Source organism: Paraburkholderia sp. A3BS-1L (genome assembly GCF_051125215.1).
In the GTDB taxonomy this organism is placed as follows: domain Bacteria; phylum Pseudomonadota; class Gammaproteobacteria; order Burkholderiales; family Burkholderiaceae; genus Paraburkholderia.
In genome coordinates this window covers 842,471-861,614 of record NZ_CP120444.1, presented here as the reverse complement: position 1 = coordinate 861,614, position 19,144 = coordinate 842,471, and the positions used below count along the sequence as shown (strand labels likewise).

Annotated in this window: 19 protein-coding genes and 1 pseudogene; 11 read left to right on the top strand and 9 right to left on the bottom strand. The window is 65.0% G+C overall.

Annotated features, from left to right (window positions below):
* Positions 1-63: 63 nt before the first annotated feature.
* Entirely contained in the window at positions 64-318 is a 255-nt protein-coding gene (locus P5W99_RS29020) for a hypothetical protein (protein ID WP_421027296.1), read from the bottom strand.
* 147 nt (positions 319-465) lie between these two features.
* Positions 466-690 (bottom strand): hypothetical protein, encoded by a 225-nt coding sequence (locus tag P5W99_RS29015; RefSeq protein WP_421027295.1) that lies wholly within the window; start codon positions 688-690, stop codon positions 466-468.
* A 299-nt stretch (positions 691-989) separates the two neighbouring features.
* Here P5W99_RS29015 and P5W99_RS29010 point away from each other — a divergent pair, with 299 nt between their 5' ends.
* From P5W99_RS29010 to P5W99_RS28995, 4 genes are all read left to right on the top strand, one after another.
* Positions 990-1,733, top strand: coding sequence for a YceH family protein (locus P5W99_RS29010; protein WP_421027294.1), 744 nt, complete (start codon positions 990-992; stop codon positions 1,731-1,733).
* A 109-nt stretch (positions 1,734-1,842) separates the two neighbouring features.
* A complete protein-coding gene (locus P5W99_RS29005; RefSeq protein WP_421027293.1) occupies positions 1,843-3,570 on the top strand; it encodes an IlvD/Edd family dehydratase in 1,728 nt (575 codons plus the stop codon).
* A gap of 158 nt (positions 3,571-3,728) precedes the next feature.
* Positions 3,729-5,240, top strand: a complete 1,512-nt coding sequence (locus tag P5W99_RS29000) for a CoA-acylating methylmalonate-semialdehyde dehydrogenase (RefSeq protein ID WP_421027292.1) — start codon at positions 3,729-3,731, stop codon at positions 5,238-5,240.
* A gap of 185 nt (positions 5,241-5,425) precedes the next feature.
* Positions 5,426-7,096, top strand: coding sequence for a tetratricopeptide repeat protein (locus P5W99_RS28995; RefSeq protein WP_434664615.1), 1,671 nt, complete (start codon positions 5,426-5,428; stop codon positions 7,094-7,096).
* Here the strand turns inward: P5W99_RS28995 and P5W99_RS28990 are convergent.
* Positions 7,050-7,991 carry a helix-turn-helix domain-containing protein gene (locus P5W99_RS28990; RefSeq protein ID WP_421027290.1) on the bottom strand — a complete coding sequence of 314 codons (942 nt, stop codon included), beginning with the start codon at positions 7,989-7,991 and terminating at the stop codon, positions 7,050-7,052. The two genes, P5W99_RS28995 and P5W99_RS28990, sit on opposite strands and share 47 nt — an antisense overlap.
* A gap of 160 nt (positions 7,992-8,151) precedes the next feature.
* Here P5W99_RS28990 and P5W99_RS28985 point away from each other — a divergent pair, with 160 nt between their 5' ends.
* A complete protein-coding gene (locus P5W99_RS28985; protein WP_421027289.1) occupies positions 8,152-9,117 on the top strand; it encodes an NmrA family NAD(P)-binding protein in 966 nt (321 codons plus the stop codon).
* A gap of 15 nt (positions 9,118-9,132) precedes the next feature.
* Here P5W99_RS28985 and P5W99_RS28980 read toward each other — a convergent pair whose 3' ends face one another.
* The gene (locus P5W99_RS28980; protein WP_421027288.1) at positions 9,133-10,023 is read right to left on the bottom strand and encodes an HpcH/HpaI aldolase/citrate lyase family protein; all 891 of its coding nucleotides are present in this window, start codon (positions 10,021-10,023) and stop codon (positions 9,133-9,135) included.
* Positions 10,024-10,361: 338 nt separating this feature from the next.
* Here P5W99_RS28980 and P5W99_RS28975 point away from each other — a divergent pair, with 338 nt between their 5' ends.
* Complete coding sequence (locus P5W99_RS28975) at positions 10,362-10,733, top strand: YciI family protein (protein WP_421027287.1); 372 nt, start codon at positions 10,362-10,364, stop codon at positions 10,731-10,733.
* Positions 10,730-12,022 carry an RNA polymerase sigma factor gene (locus P5W99_RS28970; protein WP_421027286.1) on the top strand — a complete coding sequence of 431 codons (1,293 nt, stop codon included), beginning with the start codon at positions 10,730-10,732 and terminating at the stop codon, positions 12,020-12,022. The genes P5W99_RS28975 and P5W99_RS28970 overlap by 4 nt, the downstream gene beginning before the upstream one ends.
* Positions 12,023-12,059: 37 nt before the next feature.
* Here P5W99_RS28970 and P5W99_RS28965 read toward each other — a convergent pair whose 3' ends face one another.
* Together P5W99_RS28965 and P5W99_RS28960 are read right to left on the bottom strand one after the other, a co-directional pair.
* Positions 12,060-13,325: an NAD(P)/FAD-dependent oxidoreductase gene (locus P5W99_RS28965; protein ID WP_421027285.1), complete on the bottom strand. Its 1,266-nt coding sequence runs from the start codon at positions 13,323-13,325 to the stop codon at positions 12,060-12,062.
* A 134-nt stretch (positions 13,326-13,459) separates the two neighbouring features.
* Entirely contained in the window at positions 13,460-14,185 is a 726-nt protein-coding gene (locus P5W99_RS28960) for a 3-ketoacyl-ACP reductase FabG2 (RefSeq protein ID WP_421027284.1), read from the bottom strand.
* A 173-nt stretch (positions 14,186-14,358) separates the two neighbouring features.
* Between P5W99_RS28960 and P5W99_RS28955 the strand changes: the two genes are divergently transcribed.
* Positions 14,359-14,958: a LysE family translocator gene (locus tag P5W99_RS28955; RefSeq protein WP_421027283.1), complete on the top strand. Its 600-nt coding sequence runs from the start codon at positions 14,359-14,361 to the stop codon at positions 14,956-14,958.
* A 197-nt stretch (positions 14,959-15,155) separates the two neighbouring features.
* Positions 15,156-15,263: an ESPR-type extended signal peptide-containing protein gene (locus P5W99_RS28950; RefSeq protein WP_421027282.1), complete on the top strand. Its 108-nt coding sequence runs from the start codon at positions 15,156-15,158 to the stop codon at positions 15,261-15,263.
* 168 nt (positions 15,264-15,431) lie between these two features.
* Here the strand turns inward: P5W99_RS28950 and P5W99_RS28945 are convergent, their stop codons facing one another.
* Positions 15,432-15,743, bottom strand: a complete 312-nt coding sequence (locus P5W99_RS28945; protein WP_421027281.1) for a hypothetical protein — start codon at positions 15,741-15,743, stop codon at positions 15,432-15,434.
* 78 nt (positions 15,744-15,821) lie between these two features.
* Here P5W99_RS28945 and P5W99_RS28940 point away from each other — a divergent pair.
* A pseudogene (locus P5W99_RS28940) lies at positions 15,822-16,729 on the top strand (FdhF/YdeP family oxidoreductase); the annotation flags it as partial.
* Positions 16,730-16,771: 42 nt separating this feature from the next.
* On the opposite strand, the gene P5W99_RS28935 reads toward P5W99_RS28940, so the two are convergent.
* Together P5W99_RS28935 and P5W99_RS28930 are read right to left on the bottom strand one after the other, a co-directional pair.
* The gene (locus tag P5W99_RS28935) at positions 16,772-17,089 is read right to left on the bottom strand and encodes a DUF2934 domain-containing protein (RefSeq protein WP_421027280.1); all 318 of its coding nucleotides are present in this window, start codon (positions 17,087-17,089) and stop codon (positions 16,772-16,774) included.
* Between the two features lie 130 nt (positions 17,090-17,219).
* Entirely contained in the window at positions 17,220-18,299 is a 1,080-nt protein-coding gene (locus P5W99_RS28930; RefSeq protein WP_421027279.1) for a glycosyltransferase family 4 protein, read from the bottom strand.
* Between the two features lie 234 nt (positions 18,300-18,533).
* Between P5W99_RS28930 and P5W99_RS28925 the strand changes: the two genes are divergently transcribed.
* Positions 18,534-19,064: a hemerythrin domain-containing protein gene (locus P5W99_RS28925; RefSeq protein WP_421027278.1), complete on the top strand. Its 531-nt coding sequence runs from the start codon at positions 18,534-18,536 to the stop codon at positions 19,062-19,064.
* The last annotated feature ends 80 nt before the right edge of the window (positions 19,065-19,144 follow it).

Below are 19,144 nucleotides of genomic sequence, written 5' to 3'. Positions count from 1 at the left end.
CGGCACACCCGGGACATACCTCTGAAAACCCGGCACAAGAACGCTGCAGCCCGCGCTACCGTGTTATTGCGCCCAGCCGGTAACACCGTGGGACTGTGCTCGCGCCGCGGCCGCGTGACCGCCGCCGCCATGCGGCAGTCCCGCAAAACGCCGCTCGCCCACGGCGGCACCCCACGCAACCACCCAGCGCGTCGCCATGATGCGCTCTTGACTGGCATCGGCATCGATCTGAATCAGACGCTTCATCGCCAGGCTCAGGCGATGCATGGCGTAACGCTTGCGCCGCGTCTCGGTCTCAGTCTCGGGGTGCGTGATCATCGTCAGACCTTTTCTGGTTGCGTGACTTGCAAGACAGAAGGCCGAGTAGACCAGAAAGTTTGTTCAGCAGGGGCCGAATTTCAGCGTGGCCGCTGCATCGGTAAGTGGCAGGCAGGGCGCAGCACCTCGCAGGTCCGCACCCCTTTTTTAAGGAGCGAGAACCGCGAGCGAGCCCTCGCGAAGATCGCCAAGGGCGCGATCGCCATCGCGCCAGGCTTCGGTTTCGTGCATGAACGTGGTCGCGCTGTATGCGATGACCTTGAAACCGCTGCCACCGGCCCTCGGAATGGTGATGCCCCAGTGCCAGCCGCCTTCCTGTTCGAAGACGTGCAGCTTTGGGGATGAGTTCAGTGTTGGCGTTTCGGACGTCATGGTGGCACGCCCTCCTTTCGGGAACTTTCCACGTTGTGAGCGGATTGGATCAGTGTAGGCATCATTTTGCTGCGCTGCAATAAGGATTGTTACGGACTGTTTGCGCCGCTGCATGCTTGTTGATCTGAATATTGGGACTTCGAGAAAGCCATCGACACATCACGTTGCAAAATGAAATAAGAATTACAGCGTTTGCAACGCCAAACCGTGGATCCGGGCGCGCCTTGCGGCGATACGCAAGCGCGAACCGAGCAGGTATGATCGAATCCCGTTAAAAAACTCCCTGCCGGACCGCGCTTATGAACACTCCTGCCGATGCTTCGTCGCCGCGCACGCTGCGTGCGCTCACGCCGCTTGAAGCGCGCATCGTCGGCGTGCTGATCGAGAAGCAGCACACCGTGCCGGACACCTACCCGCTCTCGCTGAACGCGCTCACCTCGGGCTGCAACCAGAAGACCGCGCGCACGCCGGTCATGAACGCGAGCGAGGCCGAGGTGCTGAGCGCCATCGAAGACCTCAAGCTGCTCAGTCTCGTGTTCGAAGGCAGCAGCAGCCGCGTGCCGCGTTTCGAGCACAACCTGAACCGTGTGCTCGGCGTGCCGGCGCAGGCCGTTGCGCTGCTCGCGGTGCTCATGCTGCGCGGCGCGCAAACCGCCGCCGAACTGCGCCTGAATTCCGCGCGCCTCCATGGTTTCGCCGATGTGTCGTCGGTCGAGGCGTTTCTGAGCGAACTGGCCGAACGCGAGCCGCCGCTGGTGGTGAAGCTGCCGCGCGCGCCGGGCGAGCGCGAAAGCCGCTGGATGCATCTGCTGTGCGGCGAAGTGAACGTGAGCACTTACTCGCCGGCCGGCGCGCAAGCCGGCGAGCGCGCGATGGGCGGCGCGATGGGCAGCGAGGCAGGCGGCGTATCGCTCGACGAATACGAAGCGCTCAAAGCCGAGCAGCAGCGCCTCGCCGACGAGATCGCGGACCTGCGGATGCTGGTCGAGCGCATGGCTGGGGAGCTGGGCGTCTCGATAGAAAAGCGCCTGGGCGAGGAGTGAGCCCGCCGCGCCGCGTTTCCCATATACGGGAATGCCGGACCCAATATTGACGCGCGATAGCGCCGTTTCTATGATCGTCCGGCATCTGCACAACACGGACAGGCGCGGCATGAACGACACCCCTCCCAAGCCCCTGCGAAGCCAGGCCTGGTTCGGCAAAGCCGGCAAGGACGGCTTCATCCACCGCTCCTGGATGAAGAACCAGGGCATCCCGCACGATGCGTTCGATGGCCGCCCGGTGATCGGCATCTGCAATACGTGGTCGGAACTCACGCCCTGCAACGCGCATTTCCGCGAGCTCGCCGGGTACGTGAAAAAAGGCGTCTACGAGGCCGGCGGCGTGCCGTTCGAATTTCCCGTGATGTCGCTCGGCGAATCGAACCTGCGGCCCACTGCGATGCTGTTTCGCAATCTCGCGTCGATGGATGTCGAGGAGTCGATCCGCGGCAATCCCATCGACGGCACGATCCTGCTCGTCGGCTGCGACAAGACCACGCCGGCGCTGCTGATGGGCGCGGCGTCGTGCAACCTGCCCGCGCTCGCCGTCTCGGGCGGCCCGATGCTCAACGGGCGCTTCCGCGGCCGCGAGATCGGCTCGGGCACGGGCGTGTGGCAAATGTCCGAGGAAGTGCGCGCGGGCACCATGACGCAAGCGGAGTTTATCGAGGCGGAGTCGTGCATGAACCGCTCGCGCGGCCATTGCATGACCATGGGCACGGCGTCCACGATGGCGTCGATGGTCGAGGCGCTCGGCATGGGGCTACCGCACAACGCGGCGATTCCCGCCGTCGACGCGCGCCGCCAGGTGCTCGCGCAACTCGCGGGCCGGCGCATTGTGGAGATGGTGCGCGAAGACCTCACGATGTCGAAGATCCTCACGCGCGAGGCGTTCGAAAACGCCATCCGCGCCAACGCGGCGATTGGCGGCTCGACTAACGCGGTCGTCCATCTGATCGCGCTGGCGCGGCGCATTGGCGTGCCGCTCTCGCTCGACGACTGGGAGCTCGGCTCGGACGTGCCCTGCCTCGTGAATCTTCAGCCCTCGGGTCAGCACCTGATGGAAGATTTTTACTACGCGGGCGGCCTGCCCGCAGTGCTGCGGCAACTGGGCGAGCACGGCCTGCTCCATCGCCAGGCGCTCACGGTCAACGGCAGGACGATCTGGCAAAACGTCGAGGACGCGCCGAACTACAACCACGAGGTCATCACACCGCTCGACCAGCCGTTCAAGCCGAAGGCGGGCATCGCGGTGCTGCGCGGCAACCTCGCGCCCAATGGCGCCGTCATCAAGCCCTCGGCGGCGACGCCCGCGTTGCTGTGTCATCGCGGGCGCGCGGTGGTGTTCGAGAACGTCGAGGAACTGCACGAGAAGATCGACGACGAATCACTCGATATCGACGAGCACTGCATCATGGTTCTCAAGGGCGCGGGGCCGAAGGGCTATCCTGGGTTCGCCGAGGTCGGCAACATGCCGCTGCCGAAAAAGGTGCTGCAAAAAGGCATCACCGACATGGTGCGCATCTCGGACGGCCGCATGAGCGGCACTGCGTATGGCGCGGTGGTGCTGCACATATCGCCCGAGGCGGCGGCGGGCGGCCCGCTCGCGCTGGTGCGCACGGGCGACATGATCGAGCTCGACGTTGCGGCGCGCCGCCTGCATCTCGACGTATCCGACGAAGAACTCGCGCGCCGCCGGGCCGAATGGAAAGCGCCGCCGCTGCCCGAGCGCGGCTACTACCGGCTCTATGTCGAGCACGTGCTGCAAGCCGACCAAGGCGCGGATCTCGACTTCCTCGTGGGCGCGAGCGGCGCGGACGTGCCGCGCGATTCGCACTGAAAGCGCTCGACTGGGCACGCTTCCTTCAGCGTGGGTTCCCTGAACAGACCCCGGTGATTGTTCACCGGTAAAAACAATCAATTCAGCGCGCGCGCCTTTGCAGCGCGCCGGCGCCTCCGTACACTGGCCTGCATCAACCCACTTCGCGAGGAGACGATATGCAGGCCTACACGGATAGCGCGGACGTAGTCCACTTCATTGGCGGCAAGAGCGAGCGCGGCACGGGCGAGCGCAGCCAGCCGGTGTTCAACCCTGCCACGGGCGCAGTGGCGCGCCGGCTGGTGCTGGGCGAAGCGGCCGACGTCGACGCCGCCGTGGCCAGCGCGAAAGCCGCGTTCCCGGCCTGGCGCGACACGCCGCCGATTCGCCGCGCACGCGTCATGCTGCGCTTTCTGGAGCTGATGAACCGCCACAAGGACGACCTCGCGGCCATCATCACCGCCGAGCACGGCAAGGTGTTCGCCGACGCGCAGGGCGAAGTCACGCGCGGCATCGAAATCATCGAATTCGCCTGCGGCATTCCGCAACTGCTCAAGGGCGACTACACCGAGCAGGTTTCCACCGGCATGGACAACTGGACCGTGCGCCAGCCGCTGGGCGTGGTAGCCGGCATCACGCCGTTCAACTTTCCGTGCATGGTGCCGTGCTGGATGTTCCCGGTCGCGCTGGCGGCGGGCTGCACGTTCGTGCTCAAGCCGAGCGAGCGCGATCCTTCGGCGTCGCTGCTGATGGCGCGGCTTCTGAAGGAAGCGGGCCTGCCCGACGGCGTGTTCAACGTCGTGCAGGGCGACAAGGTCGCGGTCGACGCGCTGCTCGCGCATCGCGACGTGAAGGCCGTGAGCTTCGTCGGCTCCACGCCGATCGCGAACTACATCTACGAGACCGGTGCGAAGCACGGCAAGCGCGTGCAGGCGCTCGGCGGCGCGAAGAACCATATGGTCGTGATGCCCGACGCCGACATCGACCAGACCGTGGACGCGCTGATCGGCGCGGGCTACGGCTCGGCGGGCGAACGCTGCATGGCGATCTCGGTTGCGGTGCTGGTGGGCGAAGTGGCCGACAAGATCGTGCCGCGCCTTGCCGAGCGCGCGAAAAACCTCGTCATCAAGAACGGCATGGAAGCCGATGCCGAAATGGGCCCGATCGTCACGCGCCAGGCGCTGGAGCGCATTGAAGGCTGCATCGCGAACGGCGTGGAAGAAGGTGCGACGCTCGTGGTGGACGGTCGCGGCCACAAGGTGCCGGGCCATGAGAACGGCTTCTTCACCGGCGGCACGCTGTTCGACCACGTCACGCCCGAAATGCGCATCTACAAGGAAGAAATTTTCGGACCGGTGCTGGCCTGCGTGCGTGTGAAGGACTTCGCCGAAGCCGTGCAGCTGATCAACGATCACGAGTTCGGCAACGGCGTGGCCTGCTTCACGCGCGACGGCAACGTGGCGCGCGAGTTCGGCCGCCAGATCGAAGTGGGCATGGTGGGCATCAACGTGCCGATTCCGGTGCCGATGGCATGGCACGGCTTCGGCGGCTGGAAGCGCAGCCTGTTCGGCGACATGCACGCGTACGGCGAAGAAGGCGTGCGCTTCTACACGAAGCAGAAGTCGATCATGCAGCGCTGGCCGGAAAGCACCGAAAAGGGCGCGGAGTTCACGATGCCCGTGGCGAAGTAATTCGCATATCGAAGTAATTGCGAAGTCAACGTGCTGCGCCGCTGCTCCGGTGAAACGGGTAGCGGCGCGGCCGTGCATCGCGAATGCGAAATGCACGGGGAAAGCGGTTTTTAGGAATTATCCCGTTCAAGGTCCGAAAAAGGCGTAGGAGGATAAGCGATCTCCGGACAGACGTAGGTGAAAGCATGTCGAATGCCGAATCCTGGCCGACATCTCAGTCGCTTTATTCATCGGGCCATTACGACGAGGCGTTGGCTCGCCTCGATCAACTGCTTCAGAACTCGCCCTCGCACCAGCCGGCCATCGAGCTTGCCGCGCTGTGCCTCCACGAATGCCAGCATGCGCACCGTCGTCCGGTCGATCGACTGGAGGCGCTCAACAATCTCGGCTGCTGGTTTTATGGCCGCAGGCAATGGCCACAAGCGCAGCACGCCTTCGAACTCGCGCTGTCGAGCCATCCGGACTTGCCGTCGGCGCTGAACCATCTCGGCCTCGCATTGCGCGCACAACAGCGCGAGCCGGAAGCCGAGGCCGCTTTTCGGCGTGCACTGGCCGTCGCGCCAGACTATGTCTCGGCCCGAATCAACCTCGCGGTGCTGCTGTGGCACACACAGCGCTTTGCCGATGCCGAAGCCGAATATCGCCAGATTCTCCGCGTTCAGCCCGACCACCCGCTCGCACAGAACAATCTCGGCCTGCTCCTGCTCGACCTCGGCAGGCCAAAGGACGCGGAAGCCGCGTTCCGGCACGCCCTCGCCATCGACGCGAGCGCGCCGGAAATGCACAACAACCTCGGCAATGCGCTGAATCGGCAAGGGCGCGCGCACGAGGCCATTGCGGCCTATCGTCAGGCGCTCGCGCTGCGGCCCGATTACTCGACGGCGCGCGGGAACCTCGCCATGCTGCTGCTCGGGCTCGGCGCCTTCGAGGAAGGCTGGCGCCTCTACGAATCGCGCAACGACGAATCCGCAGGCGCGGTAAACGGGACGCTGCCGCCCGTGCCCTACCCGAAATGGCGCGGTGAGCCGCTGCGGGCCAAGTCGCTGCTGGTCTGGCCGGAACAGGGTTACGGCGACCTGCTGCAATTCTGCCGCTATCTGACCTTGCTGAAGTCGCGCGGCGTCGCGCACCTCGGCCTCGCCTGCCCGCCCGCGCTCACGCGGCTGTTCGCAAGCCTGGAAGGCGTGGACGCGATCTATCCGCTCGACGGCAAAACCACGATTCCGGGCCACGATTACTGGTGCCTGATGCTCAGCCTGCCGATGCATTGCGCCACGACCATGGAAACGATCCCGGCACGCACGCCCTACCTCCACGCATCCGCCGACCTGACCCGCGCGTGGCGCGCACGCTTGCCCGCGCACGGGTTCAAGGTCGGTCTCGTGTGGTCGGGCGACCCGCGCACTCACGATCGCGGCTCGAATGCAATCGACAAACGCCGCTCCGTGCCAGCGCAGGCGTTCCTGCCCTTGCTCGAGCTCGCGGGTGCCACCAACGTGACATTCGTGAGCCTGCAAAAAGGGGCCGCCTCGCAGTCCCAAATCGAAGACTTGCCGCGGCCCCTGCGCCCCTTCGACCCGATGCACGAAGTGCGCGACTTCGCCGACACGGCAGCCATCGTCGAATGCCTCGACCTGGTCATCAGCGTGGACACCTCGGTCGCGCACCTCGCCGGCGCGCTGGACAAGCCCGTGTGGATACTCTCGCGCCACGACGGCTGCTGGCGCTGGCTGCGCGACCGGGACGATTCGCCGTGGTATCCGCGCACGCGCCTGTTTCGTCAGACCGAGCCCGGCAACTGGGCCGGTGTCATCGACCGCGTGGGTCGAGCGCTCGTGGATCTGCGCAAACCGTAAGCTGGACCACCGTGTCGCTCATGACCTCGCTCGCGGCCTCGCGCATGAGTCCACGCGGGGTCACGCCGAGCACGCGGTTCATCCAGTGCGCGAGGTGGCTCTGATGCGCGAACCCCACTTCCAGCGCCGCCTGGGTCGCATTGAGGCCGCCCTTCAGCAGCAGCGCCCGCGCGCGCTCCACCCGGCGCCGCACCACGTATTGATGCACCGGCATGCCCAGCGTCCCGCGAAACAGCACCTTGAAATGGGGCACGCTCAGGTCGACGAGGGCGGCCAACTCAGCGAGCGTGAGACGCGCATCGAGATGGCTCTCGATGTAATCGGTCACGCGCGCGGCGAGACGCGGCGACAGCGCGGCGCGGCGCGCCTGAAGCGGGTCGGCGGCGTCGAGCAGACGCACCGCGAGCGCCGTGCCGATGCTCTCCGCGTAGAGCGGGTCCGAGGCCTCGCCCGCATCGAGTTCGGCGCGCAGCGCCCATGCGAGATGCTGCACGCGCGCGTCGCGCAGTTGCAGGCGCGGTGCAATGGTGGCGGTGTCGGGCTTGCGCACAAGCTGCTCGGCAATCGTGCGCACAAAGGCGTCTTCCAGGCGAATGCTCAGCACGGTGCAATCGGCGTCGTCGACCCATACGCCGTCGAGCCCTGCGGGAACGACATCGGCATCGCCTTGCGCCTGCATGCGCGCGAGACGCCGGCCATCGCAGACGCAATTGGCGCGCACCGGCGCGCCGAAATGCACGCCGACACGATGATACGCCGTGCCCGCAATACGATGGCGGCCCGCCGAAATCGCCAGCATTTGCGCGCCAAAGCCACGCCAGCCCAATGCGTTGCTGCTTTTCAGTACAACCCGGCCGGCGGCCGGCGCCATCGCGTCTTCCAGCACTGCATTCATGGCCTATCCCTTGGCGCGCTATCAGAGCGGCCAGTCTAGTACGGGGCAGGCTGCACGTCTCGAATCCATCATCTAGTTTTGCTCGCCGCGATCCTTCCCTGCGCGTTTCGCTGTCCCGGCCCATTTACGATCATGACGACCACATTCACGAGGAGTCGTCATGTACGTCATTTTCGGAGCGTCGGGTAACGCCGGATTCGCCACCGCCACGGCCTTGCGCGGCGCGGGCCACGCCGTGCGCGCGGTGCTGCGCGAGACGCGTCGCGGTGCGCATCGCAGCGCCCGGCTCAGTTCGCATCGCGGTTCGCATCACAGTTCACATCAGCGCGATCGTCTGGCCGCGCTCGGCTGCGAAATCGCATTCGCGGAGCTGAGCGACTGCGCTTCGGTGGCCGAAGCGATTCGCGGCGCGCAGGCGGTGCAAATCCTCTGCCCGGTGCCCATGGCCGATGCGCATCCCGAGGAGACGATGCGCACGATGATCGACGCAGCCGCCGGGGCGCTGCGCGCGGACCCGCCTGAGACCGTGCTCGCGCTGTCCGACTACGGCGCCGAGCTGAAAGGGAACACCGGCATCACGCGGCTTTATCACTATCTCGAGCAACGGTTGAAGGCCGTGTCCACGCGGCTGATTCTGCTTCGCTCCGCCGAGCACATGCAGAACTGGCGCCGCACGATTCCTGCCGCGCTGGCTTCTGGCGTGCTGGCGAGCTTTCATCATCCGCTTGACAAGCGCTTTCCCACGGTCGCGGCGCAAGACGTGGGCGTGGCGGCAGCCGAACTGCTGCGCGACCCGGCGCACAGGCACGGCACGCGCGTCGTGAGCATCGAAGGCCCGAGTCGCATCAGTGCAGCGTATGTCGCCAATGTGCTTGCCGAGATCAGCAACCGGGAAATCGTCGCGCGGGAACTGCCGCGCGACCAGTGGACGCCCGTGCTGCTGCGCGCGGGGCTAGGCGAGCGGCATGCGCAACTGATCACGGACCTCTACGATGCGCACAACGCCGGCAAGATCGACGTCGAGTTCGGCATGCCCGAGCGGCGCTTCGGCAAAACGGAATTAGTGGAGGTGCTTGCGCCGGTTGTGGCGGGGCTGAATGGCCAGCCGCGCGTGGAGCGGGCATGAAGGCTGGGCTTTATTTCACGGTTTTTCCGCTTGCCGCCTGAGCGATTCCGCCAGCACGAGAATTTGTTGCGCTCGCAACATAACGGGGCGATCGACCATTTTCCCATCCACCGTGATCGCCCCCGCATCGGCCTTGCTTGCCGCTTCAGCCACGCGCGCCGCCCACGCGAGCTCCTGCTCGCTGGGCCGATAGCAGCGGTGCACCGGCTCGATCTGCTGCGGATGAATGCAGAGCTTCGCGCCAAAGCCAAGCCGCTTGCCATTGAGCGCATCGCGCTCGATGCGCGCGAGATCGTGAATATCGGGCGTGACCCCGTCGACCGGCGCATCGATGCCGGCCACGCGCGAAATCAGCGCAAGCTGGCTGCGATAGTGATTGAGCGGCTCACCGTCGTCGGGCATGCCCATTTCGGCGATGAAATCGAGCGTGCCGAACATCAGCCGCTTCACGCAGGGCGCCTTTGCGATGGCCATCGCGTGCCACATCCCCTGGGCGCTCTCGATCAGCGGATAGACCGGCACGCCGCGGCGCGCGAGCGCGATGGCCGACGCGACGTCCTCCGCGCACTCGGCCTTCGGCAGCACGATGCCCGCCACGCCATCGAGCGCACCGAGCTTCGCGTCCTGCTCGAACCACTGCGTCGCGCGCGCGTTGATGCGCACGAGCACCGGATGACGGTGCGATACCCAGTTGGCGATGGCCTCACGCGCCGCGTCCTTCGCGTCGTGCGCGACGGCGTCTTCGAGGTCGACGATAACCGCATCCGCGCCGCTCGCAAGCGCCCGCTCGAAGCGCTCCGGACGACTGCCCGGCACAAACAGATACGACTGCGGCGAGAACGTTGCTCGCCCCGCGTCATCAGCGTTGTTATCGGCAACACGCCCATCGGGCGACGCAATCCCCATTTCGTCTTCTCCACGATTTCATTTGCGCTAGCAGAGCACGCATTACACGTGGGATCGCGGCGAACGGCAACTATCGTTTAACTCTGCCCGTCATAGTTCACGCCTATTGGTAACGAGGTCGCGAGATCGGCACGTTCGGGCGGCGCGGCGAATTTGCGTCCTACAATTTCATCACCCATCCCGCTGGCCGAACCGCCATCCGCGAATTTTTCGACGCCACCTGTCCGCCGGCCCGCGGCTCGCGCGTCATTGTGATGACGGCCCGATATTGCGGCGACCATCACCTGAGCATCGCCCGGCTATCGTTCGGCCGCCTCAACCCCATGACGGAGGCTCATATGCAATATCTATTGCTGATCTATTCGAAGGAAGCCGGCTGGAGCCAGATGACCGACAGCGAGCGGCAGCAAGGCGTTGCCGCCTATCACGCGTACACCGAAGCGCTGAAAAAGGCCGACGTGCTGTTGGGCGCCAACCGGTTGCAGCCAACGAGCACCGCCACCACGGTGCGGCTCGTCGACAGCAAGCCGCAGGTGCTCGACGGGCCGTATTCCGACTCGAAGGAGCAGCTCGCGGGCTACTACCTGATCGACGTGCCCAATCTGGACGCGGCAATTGCGTGGGCATCGCGTTGCCCCGGCGCGGGGCACGGCGTGATGGAGGTGCGCCCCGTCTGGACCGCGCCCTACGACGCGCCCGCCGCTGCATGAGTCCTTCTCGCGGCGGTAACGACCGCGGCGGCAGCGGCGCACGCAGCGCCGGGACCGCCGCGCATTCGATTGCCGGGGCCGTGGCACGCCGCAGCTACGGCAAGCTCGTCGCGCTGCTGGCGATGCGCACGCGCGACGTCGCCGCCGCCGAGGATGCGCTAGCCGAAGCGTTTGCCGCCGCGCTCGCGGACTGGCCCGAGCGCGGCTGCCCCGCGAATCCCGAAGCGTGGCTGATGACGGTCGCGCAACGCAGGGCGATCGATGGCGCACGTCATCGCCGCATCGGCGACGAGGTGTCGAGCCAGCTCGCGATCCTCGCCGACGAGATCGACGAGCATGAAGCAGATGTGCTGCCCGACCGGCGGCTCGCGCTGCTGTTCGCGTGCACACACCCCGCGCTGGACGCCACGATTCGCACGCCGCTGATGCTGCAAGTCGTGCTGGGGCTCGAAGCAAAGACGATCGCGTCCGCGTTCCTGATGTCGCCCGCCGCCATGACCAAGCGCCTCGTGCGCGCGAAGCACAAGATCCGCGAGGCCGGCATTCCGTTCGACGTGCCCGAGCGCGAGGCGCTGCCCGGCCGGCTCGCTGCAGTGCTGGAAGCGGTTTATGCCGCGTATGCGCAGGGGTGGACCGACCCGCTCGGCAATGACACCGAACGCCGCGATCTCGCCGATGAGGCGCTATTTCTCGCGCAGTTGCTCGTCGAACTGATGCCCGACGAGCCGGAGACACTCGGCATGCTCGCGCTGATGCTGTTCGCGCAAGCGCGGCGCGATGCGCGACGCGATGAAGCCGGCGAGTACGTGCCGTTATCGGCGCAAGATCCGTCGGCATGGAACGCGCCGATGATCGACGCCGCCAACGCGCTGCTTCGGCGTGCGAGCGCCTTCAACGCGATCGGCCGCTTTCAACTCGAAGCTGCGCTGCAATCGGCTCATGTGCACCGCTGCCAGACGCGCCGCCCGAACTGGGATGAGGTCGTGCAGCTCTACGACGCGCTGCTCGCGATTGCGGCGTCGCCGGTGGTCGCGGTGAACCGCGCACTCGCGCTCGCGGAACGCGACGGCCCGCAGGCGGCGCTCGACGCGCTCGAACCGTATGCGGACGATCCGCGGCTGGCCGACTATCAGCCGTACTGGGCGGCGCGCGCCAATCTCCTCGCGCGAGCGGGCGCGAAAGCTCAGGCGCTCGATGCCTATGATCTCGCGATCGGTCTCGAACAGGACCCGGCCGTGCGCCGCTTCCTGCAACGCAAGCGGCTGGAATTGTCGTTGGCCGGAGGCTAGCGCGGCAATGCAGCGGTGGCCGCACGCGTAGCGTCGCTTACTGCGTGCACGCCTCATGCAGCACGTTGAGCCTGCGCACCGGGTCCGCCACGAAGGGATTGCTTTCGTCCCATGCGTAGCCCGCCAGTACCGCGCTGATCATGCGCCGGATCGAAGGGGCCTGCTGCGGGTAGTAAATGATGTCCTGCAACTCGCCCGTGTACCAGCGATCGACGAACGCACGGAACGTGTCGATGCCCCTGCGCAACGGCACATCGTATTCGGCATGCCAGTCCACCGTTTCGCCGGCAAGTGCGCGCCTCAAGACCTCCACGGCCAGATGCGCCGATCGCAACGCGATCGTGACGCCCGACGAAAACACCGGGTCGAGAAACTCGCCCGCATTGCCGAGCAGCGCATAGCCTGCTCCGTGCAGGCTCGCGACGTTGGCCGAATAACCGCTGATCTGCCTCACCGGCATCAGGAACGGCGCGTCGCCGATCAGGCGGTTCAGCGTCGGCTCCTCGCGAATCAGCGTGCGCAGGCGCGCCTCGCGCGCGGCTTCCGGAACATCGAGGAAAGCCGCCTCGGCCACGCATCCCGCCGAGGAACGCCCGCCCGCGAGCGGAATCATCCAGAACCACACGTCGCGATGCTCGGGGTGCGTCGCGACGCAGATCTTGTTGCGATCGAACGCGTCGAGCGCCAGCCCATCGCGAACATGGCTGAAGATCGCGGTGCGCGTCGGCTGGCGCGTGGGCGCTTCCAGATCCAGCAGTCGCGGCAGCACCCGGCCGAAGCCGCTCGCGTCGAGCACGAAGCGCGCGTGCACCTCGTAGCGCGCATCGCTCTCGTCGGCGACCTCCAGCACTGGCGCAGCGCCCGTGCGCATGGCCAGCACCGTGTGACCGAAGCGCACTTCGGCGCCTTGCTGCGCGGCGCAACCGATCAGCACTTCGTCGAATTTCGCGCGCTCGACCTGATAGGTCGTGCCCCAGCCCGGACTATGCTTGTCGCGGAAGTCGAACGACGACGCACGGTCGCGCCACACGAAATGCGCGCCGTTCTTGTATTGAAAGCCCGCCTCCACCACGGCCTGCAACATGCCCGCTTCTTCGAGGTAGGCCATGCTTTGCGGCAGCAGGCTCTCGCCGATCGAAAAGCGCGGGAAATGCTGCCGTTCCAGCACCAGCACCGAATGTCCGGCCTTGCGCAATAGCGCAGCCGCCACCGCGCCGGACGGGCCGGCGCCAATGATCGCCACATCCACGGCTTCGTGCCGGGTCGCGAGGGTTTGCACAGCTTCTGCGAGGTTATGTTCCATGCTTCGTTCCGTCCTGTGATCCTGTATATCCTGTGCGTCCTGCACCTTCTAACCCAACGTATGCCCGATATCGCTCTTCGGCGAGCCGTTGGGCATGTGCGCGCCGCCCATGCCGTTCATGACGACACGCTTCATCAGACCATCCCGCCGTTCACGCCGATCACCTGACGCGTGACATACGAGGCCGCATCCGACATCAGAAAACCGACCACGGCCGCCACTTCGGCGGGCTGCCCCACGCGATTCATCGGCACGGCCTTCAGCGCGTGCTCGAGCGGCACGTCGTCGAGCATGCCGGTGTCCACCAGCCCGGGCGCGACGCTGTTGACCGTGATATTGCGCGTGGCCAGTTCCACTGCCAGCGCCTTGGTCGCGCCGATCAGGCCAGCCTTGGCCGCGCTGTAGTTGACCTGGCCGCGATTGCCGGTCACGCCGGACACCGACGACACCGTCACGATCCGGCCACCCTTGCGCGCGCGCACCATCGGCATGATCAGCGGATGGACCACGTTGTAGAACGCGTCGAGGCCCGTTTCCAGCACGATGTCCCAGTCTTCATCGGTGAGCGCCGGAAACGCCGCGTCGCGCGTCACGCCCGCGCAGCAGACGATGCCATAGTACGGGCCGTGCGCGGCCACATCCGCTTCGAGTATCGCGCGGCACGCGGCACGATCGCGCACGTCGAATTGCAGTACGCTGGCCGCGCCGCCCTGCGCGGCGATATCGGCCATCACGGCTTGCGCTTCGTTGAGGCCGGTTCGGCAATGCACGCTGACGGCAAAGCCGTCCGCGGCCAGTTGATGCGCGATCGCGCGGCCAATGCCGCGGCTCGCGCCGGTGACGAGGACACGCCGGCTCATGGTTTGTCATTCTCCTCGATAAAATTCCGAAAAATATTCGACTGAACGGATCGCACGCATATAAGGGGTAAGGTCAACTCCGAACACGCGCTCGAACGCGCAGTCGTTAAAATGCGAGCTATTTTCGCGCCGTTTCAATCGCCCACGCCAGCCCCTCTTCTCACCAACCTTTCATGCTCTCCCTCCCGACCGCCGGACTGATGGCTTTGAGCTGCGCGATCGTGCTCCTCATGCCGGGCCCCACCAACACCCTCCTCGCCGCCGCCGGGCTGAGACAGGGCGTGCGCCGATCGGCACCGCTCACCGCTGCGGAACTGGCCGGCTACCTCGTTTCGATTTCGCTTTGGGGCATTTGCTTCACCCACGCCTCGCATTCGATGAGCTGGCTGCCCAAGCTCCTGCGCGTGGCCAGCAGCGTCTACCTTGCGTGGCTCGCCATTCGCCTGTGGCTCACGGCGGATTCGGTTTCGTCGTCGGCTATCGGCGTGGTCAGCGCGCGCTCGCTATTCTGCGCAACGCTGCTCAATCCCAAGGCCACGCTATTCGCGGGCTCGATTTTTCCTGCCGCAGCGTTTTCACGCCCCGCAACGTGGCTCGCGGCCATGGCGATCTTCTCGGCCCTGTTGGTGCCCATTGGCCTCGTGTGGATCGCCATCGGGGCCGCGCCTCGCAGCGGACGCGTGCCGGGCATTCGGCCCGCGCGGGTTCAGCGTTGCGCCGCGATGGTGGTGGCGACCTTCTCCATGTCGCTGATGTGGCCGCTCGTTCGGTAGGGGTCGGCACCGTCCGTTACCTGGCCACCTGACGGCTGGGCGGCGCGCAGTTCCCCGAAGTTGTCTGCCTGCAACACGTGCAATGCGCGACGCATGATCCTCACTAGGATAAATCCGAAGTTCATTGAAACGGGCAATTTGACGTTTTCTGAGATGCTACCCCTGTAAGGATTTCGAAAAATCTACGGGGTGACGGGATGAACCAGAGTTACAGGCTGGTGTTTTCGCGCGTGCGCAATATGCTCGTGGCTGCCGAGGAAACGGCCATCGCAGCGAGGAAACGGCGCCCACGCTCAATGAACTGAGCGGCTCGATTGCGGCATCGAATCCGCCCGGTGATGCGGATGTGAACACGGCGCTCGGGAATATCGTTGCGAATGTGGTGGCGACGGGTGCCGGCGCGGCGGCGGGAGGTGCGGGGGCGCTCCGAATAGCAGGCGCTGACGAACCTGACTATAAGCAGCCGTACAGAATCAGGCGGCGCGCGGGTAGCGACGCACCGCCCAAAATAGACCGTACATTGCATTGAGATTAGCATCGGTCATGATCGCATCATGGAGAAAAAAGAAGATGTGAAATATACCGAATCCCGGGAATACCGGCGTGCGCACGAGAAACACCACCGTCGCTATTGCATTGATTTCGCTGGCCGCCTGCGGTGGAAGCAGCAGCAAAAACAGCGGCGTTTCCACGAATTCGACCGGCAGCGAAACAGTGGCTGATAACACGAATACGATACCACCAACGCCCTCAACGAACGCCAGCTTCTTCGACGGCATCTTCATGAAGGACGCAGGCGCGGGCTACTACCAGTTCGATCTGCGTCCTGCCAGGTCAGGCCCGATAGATTCGCTGCCCGATCCGACGCCGTCGTCAACCTGGGAGGCAACCTGGTGCGCTCCGTACCCGACCGCTCACAGACCGAGCCGGCGTGGGCACGCTTGCGCCTGACCGTGAATGTGGCCACCAGGCTGAACCGGAGCCACCTCGTCCACGGCGAAGTTTCGTACATACTGCCTTGCCTGAGCCGGATCGAGTTCCATCGCACCCCGTCTGGCGAGCAAGCGGTGTCGATGGAAGACAGCACGGGCTGCATGCACGGCTCAAGGGGCGTAACGGAACCGGCAAGCGACAAGGCCCGGCCGGAGCCGTATATCGTCGCGGGCATTGCGAAGGCGACGCTCGGTCATCGATCGACCGTCAACTGGGACGTGTGGCGGATGACTACTCGCTGGTGCGCGATGAAATCACCAAAACGTACCCCGACATATTTCACGATTTCAATTCGCGCATGTGGGAACCCGGCGGCTTTCATCGCCCTATTCCGGCACAACACCGACAATGGAAGACGAAGTCAGGCAAGGCCGAATTCCTTGTAACGTATTCGCTCGGCGAAGACCCGGACATGCCCGACAAGTTTCCCGAAGGGCTGCGTTTGATGACGCTGCGCAGCGACAGCCAGTTCAACACGACGCTCTATAGCCTGGACGACCGTTTCCGCGGGGTAAAGGGCAGCCGCATGGTCATCCTGATGAATAAGGTCGACATCGAGAAACGCAATCTTGCCGAGGGGCAAAAAATCACGCTCCAGACGATCGCCGACGATGGCATCGATCGACGCCTTGCCGGCCTCGAAATCAAGGCCTACGAAATACCGGAAGGCTGTATCGGCGGTTATTACCCCGAGTGCAATGTGCTATTGCCGCTCTGGCATTATGCGAAGGAAAGCAAGGTGCCGGGAGCGAAGTCAATTCCGGTGCGCATCATTTGACGCCCCGGCGCGTCGATGTATGGAATCGCCGGATCTTCGAGATTATTTCCGCCGATACAGGCTCTCCTGTTGCAAGGGCGAAATCTCGTTTTCTGCTGAGATTTCTGCCTCCGCCCTATGCCAATACTCGTCGGTGTGGTCATCGGGCGAGCCCGCCTTTTCCCACAACTCGTACGCACGCCGCCGAATACGTTCTTCGCGGCTGCTCTGCGCCGGCGTCTCTTCTATCCTCGTGGCGCCCCCGATCGCCGGCGGATCACTTGCTGGAAACGTCGCCTCCACCGCTTTATCGATCTTCCCTTCGGACTTTTGGGTTGCGCTTTTCTGCTCCTGCATTTTCGCCTTCGCCTTCGCCGCCATTTGTGCCTCCGTTTAGGTGATTAGCGCAGAGCGCAAGCGGCGTTCCGGTCTGCGGTCAGTTTGATAGCGCGAATTGAAGTCGTTGTTCTATCTTCCGCCCCTACAAAGTTTCATGCATGACCGCCCAGAATTACATGCCATCGCACAGGCCCCGCATCCTTGACGGGCGCCGCGCTTCGCGATGCGCGATGAGCGCGTCGTATGCAGCAACGTAATCGTCACACATGCGCTCCGCAGTGAAGCGTCGCTCGAACTCGGCGCGGCAGCGCTCACGGGAAAGCAAGGGCAAGCGTGCAACGGCGTCGACTGCCGCATCCGGTCCATCCACGACGAACCCGCTCACGCCATCCGAGAGCACTTCGGCGACGGCGCCGCGGCGGGTGGCGATCACGGGCGTTCCGCTCGCGAGCGCCTCGATCATCACCAGGCCAAACGGCTCGTCCCAACTGATCGGCATCAGCAATGCTTCGGCGCGTCGCAGCAACATCGCGCGCAATTCGCCCCCCACTTCGCCTACGTACTCCACACAGTTGGCGTTGCGCGCGATCAGCGGACGCATATGGTCCTCGAACCATGCACGCTCCCCCGGATGGACTGCCGCGGCCATCTTCAACGGCTTGCCGGCTCGTCGAGCGATGTCTATTGCCCTGTCCGGCCCCTTGCCCGGCATCATGCGGCCCATCCACAGAAGATAGCCGTCGTGAGCCGCGCTGGGCACGAAGAGATCGGAGGGCAAGCCGTGCGCGATCGTCGCTAGCCAGTTCGCGTGCGGAGCGCTCCTGCGCTGCGCTTGCGACAGCGCGACGAGCGCTTCGCCCCGCGATACGTCGAGCAGCACACCCAGGTCCTGGCGGCGGATTACGCCGTGCATCGTGGAGAGCGAAGCGACGTTCAATCTGCACGCGAGCGGCAGATGCAGCGGTTCGGTGTGGAAATGCACGACGTCGAATTCATGCGCGCGCGCGGCCACCCGCTCGAGTTGCGCAACGTGGTGGACCAGCGTGTCGGTTACGTCCCGGTCGTGCCACAGCGCCCGTGCGCAACAAGGTACGAGAACGGCGTGGGTTTGCGAATCGCCGCTCGCGAACAGCGTCACGTCGTGGCCGCGGTCGATGAGTGCTTGGGTCAGGTAATGAACGATCCGCTCAGTGGCGCCGTAACGCACGGGCGGTACGCGTTCATAGAGCGGAGCGACCTGGGCGATACGCATGGCATTCCTTCACAGGACCGGCCGGCGCCGGGGAACGCTATTCCGCACTCGTCGTTCCCGGTTCGGCTGCGTGCAGCGCAGGTCGCTGCACGCGTGCTGCATTTCCCGGCTCGAAGCCTGATGCAATTGCCCGCGTGGCTCGTCGCTGATCAAGCGAACCGTTTGCGCCGCGCCTGAGCTCGCCGGTCGGGTACGCACAGTGCTAATCGAGGCATGTCCCTGCGGAGCGATACCATGAGCAAACCTGAACAATCCACCGACGCGCTGGAGCTGTTGACCGCCGACCACCGCGCCGTCGACAAACTCTTCGATGCCTACCAGGAAGCCGGGCAAGCCACCGAGGACGCCCGCTTCACGATCGTCAAACGAGCGTGCGAGCAACTGACTGTGCATACGATGCTCGAGGAGGAGTTGCTGTATCCCGCCGCAAGCGACGCATTGTCCAAAGATACGCTTGATGTGGACGAGGCACGAGTCGAACACTATCTCGTGAAAATGCTCATCCAGCGCTTCGTTACGCTCACGCCCGCGCACGCGGGCTACGACGCGACGTTCCGCGTGCTAGCCGAACTGGTCCGCCACCATGTACAAGAAGAAGAAAACGGACTGTTTCCGCTCTTGCGCGGCAGCAACGTTGATCTTGCGGCGCTGGGCCGGCGTATTGCGTTGCGCAAGGCCGAACTCGATGCCAAGCTCGAAGCCGCCGGAGCGAAGACCACGGGCGACAAGACGCTGGTGCTCTCGCATTTCGATATGCCGCTTTGAGAGCGAGCCGATGCCGCAAACGCCGCTTCTCACTTGTGGAGAGTCCGACGCGAGGTCGCTCACGTCATTCGTCGTGATGG

Excerpts from the sequence above, each read along its gene's own strand:
- P5W99_RS29020 (WP_421027296.1), bottom strand. The coding sequence starts at position 318 with ATGATCACGCACCCCGAGACTGAGACCGAGACGCGGCGCAAGCGTTAC.
- P5W99_RS29015 (WP_421027295.1), bottom strand. The coding sequence starts at position 690 with ATGACGTCCGAAACGCCAACACTGAACTCATCCCCAAAGCTGCACGTC.
- P5W99_RS29010 (WP_421027294.1), top strand. The coding sequence starts at position 990 with ATGAACACTCCTGCCGATGCTTCGTCGCCGCGCACGCTGCGTGCGCTC.
- P5W99_RS29005 (WP_421027293.1), top strand. The coding sequence starts at position 1,843 with ATGAACGACACCCCTCCCAAGCCCCTGCGAAGCCAGGCCTGGTTCGGC.
- P5W99_RS29000 (WP_421027292.1), top strand. The coding sequence starts at position 3,729 with ATGCAGGCCTACACGGATAGCGCGGACGTAGTCCACTTCATTGGCGGC.
- P5W99_RS28995 (WP_434664615.1), top strand. The coding sequence starts at position 5,426 with ATGTCGAATGCCGAATCCTGGCCGACATCTCAGTCGCTTTATTCATCG.
- P5W99_RS28990 (WP_421027290.1), bottom strand. The coding sequence starts at position 7,991 with ATGAATGCAGTGCTGGAAGACGCGATGGCGCCGGCCGCCGGCCGGGTT.
- P5W99_RS28985 (WP_421027289.1), top strand. The coding sequence starts at position 8,152 with ATGTACGTCATTTTCGGAGCGTCGGGTAACGCCGGATTCGCCACCGCC.
- P5W99_RS28980 (WP_421027288.1), bottom strand. The coding sequence starts at position 10,023 with ATGGGGATTGCGTCGCCCGATGGGCGTGTTGCCGATAACAACGCTGAT.
- P5W99_RS28975 (WP_421027287.1), top strand. The coding sequence starts at position 10,362 with ATGCAATATCTATTGCTGATCTATTCGAAGGAAGCCGGCTGGAGCCAG.
- P5W99_RS28970 (WP_421027286.1), top strand. The coding sequence starts at position 10,730 with ATGAGTCCTTCTCGCGGCGGTAACGACCGCGGCGGCAGCGGCGCACGC.
- P5W99_RS28965 (WP_421027285.1), bottom strand. The coding sequence starts at position 13,325 with ATGGAACATAACCTCGCAGAAGCTGTGCAAACCCTCGCGACCCGGCAC.
- P5W99_RS28960 (WP_421027284.1), bottom strand. The coding sequence starts at position 14,185 with ATGAGCCGGCGTGTCCTCGTCACCGGCGCGAGCCGCGGCATTGGCCGC.
- P5W99_RS28955 (WP_421027283.1), top strand. The coding sequence starts at position 14,359 with ATGCTCTCCCTCCCGACCGCCGGACTGATGGCTTTGAGCTGCGCGATC.
- P5W99_RS28950 (WP_421027282.1), top strand. The coding sequence starts at position 15,156 with ATGAACCAGAGTTACAGGCTGGTGTTTTCGCGCGTGCGCAATATGCTC.
- P5W99_RS28945 (WP_421027281.1), bottom strand. The coding sequence starts at position 15,743 with ATGAAGATGCCGTCGAAGAAGCTGGCGTTCGTTGAGGGCGTTGGTGGT.
- P5W99_RS28935 (WP_421027280.1), bottom strand. The coding sequence starts at position 17,089 with ATGGCGGCGAAGGCGAAGGCGAAAATGCAGGAGCAGAAAAGCGCAACC.
- P5W99_RS28930 (WP_421027279.1), bottom strand. The coding sequence starts at position 18,299 with ATGCGTATCGCCCAGGTCGCTCCGCTCTATGAACGCGTACCGCCCGTG.
- P5W99_RS28925 (WP_421027278.1), top strand. The coding sequence starts at position 18,534 with ATGAGCAAACCTGAACAATCCACCGACGCGCTGGAGCTGTTGACCGCC.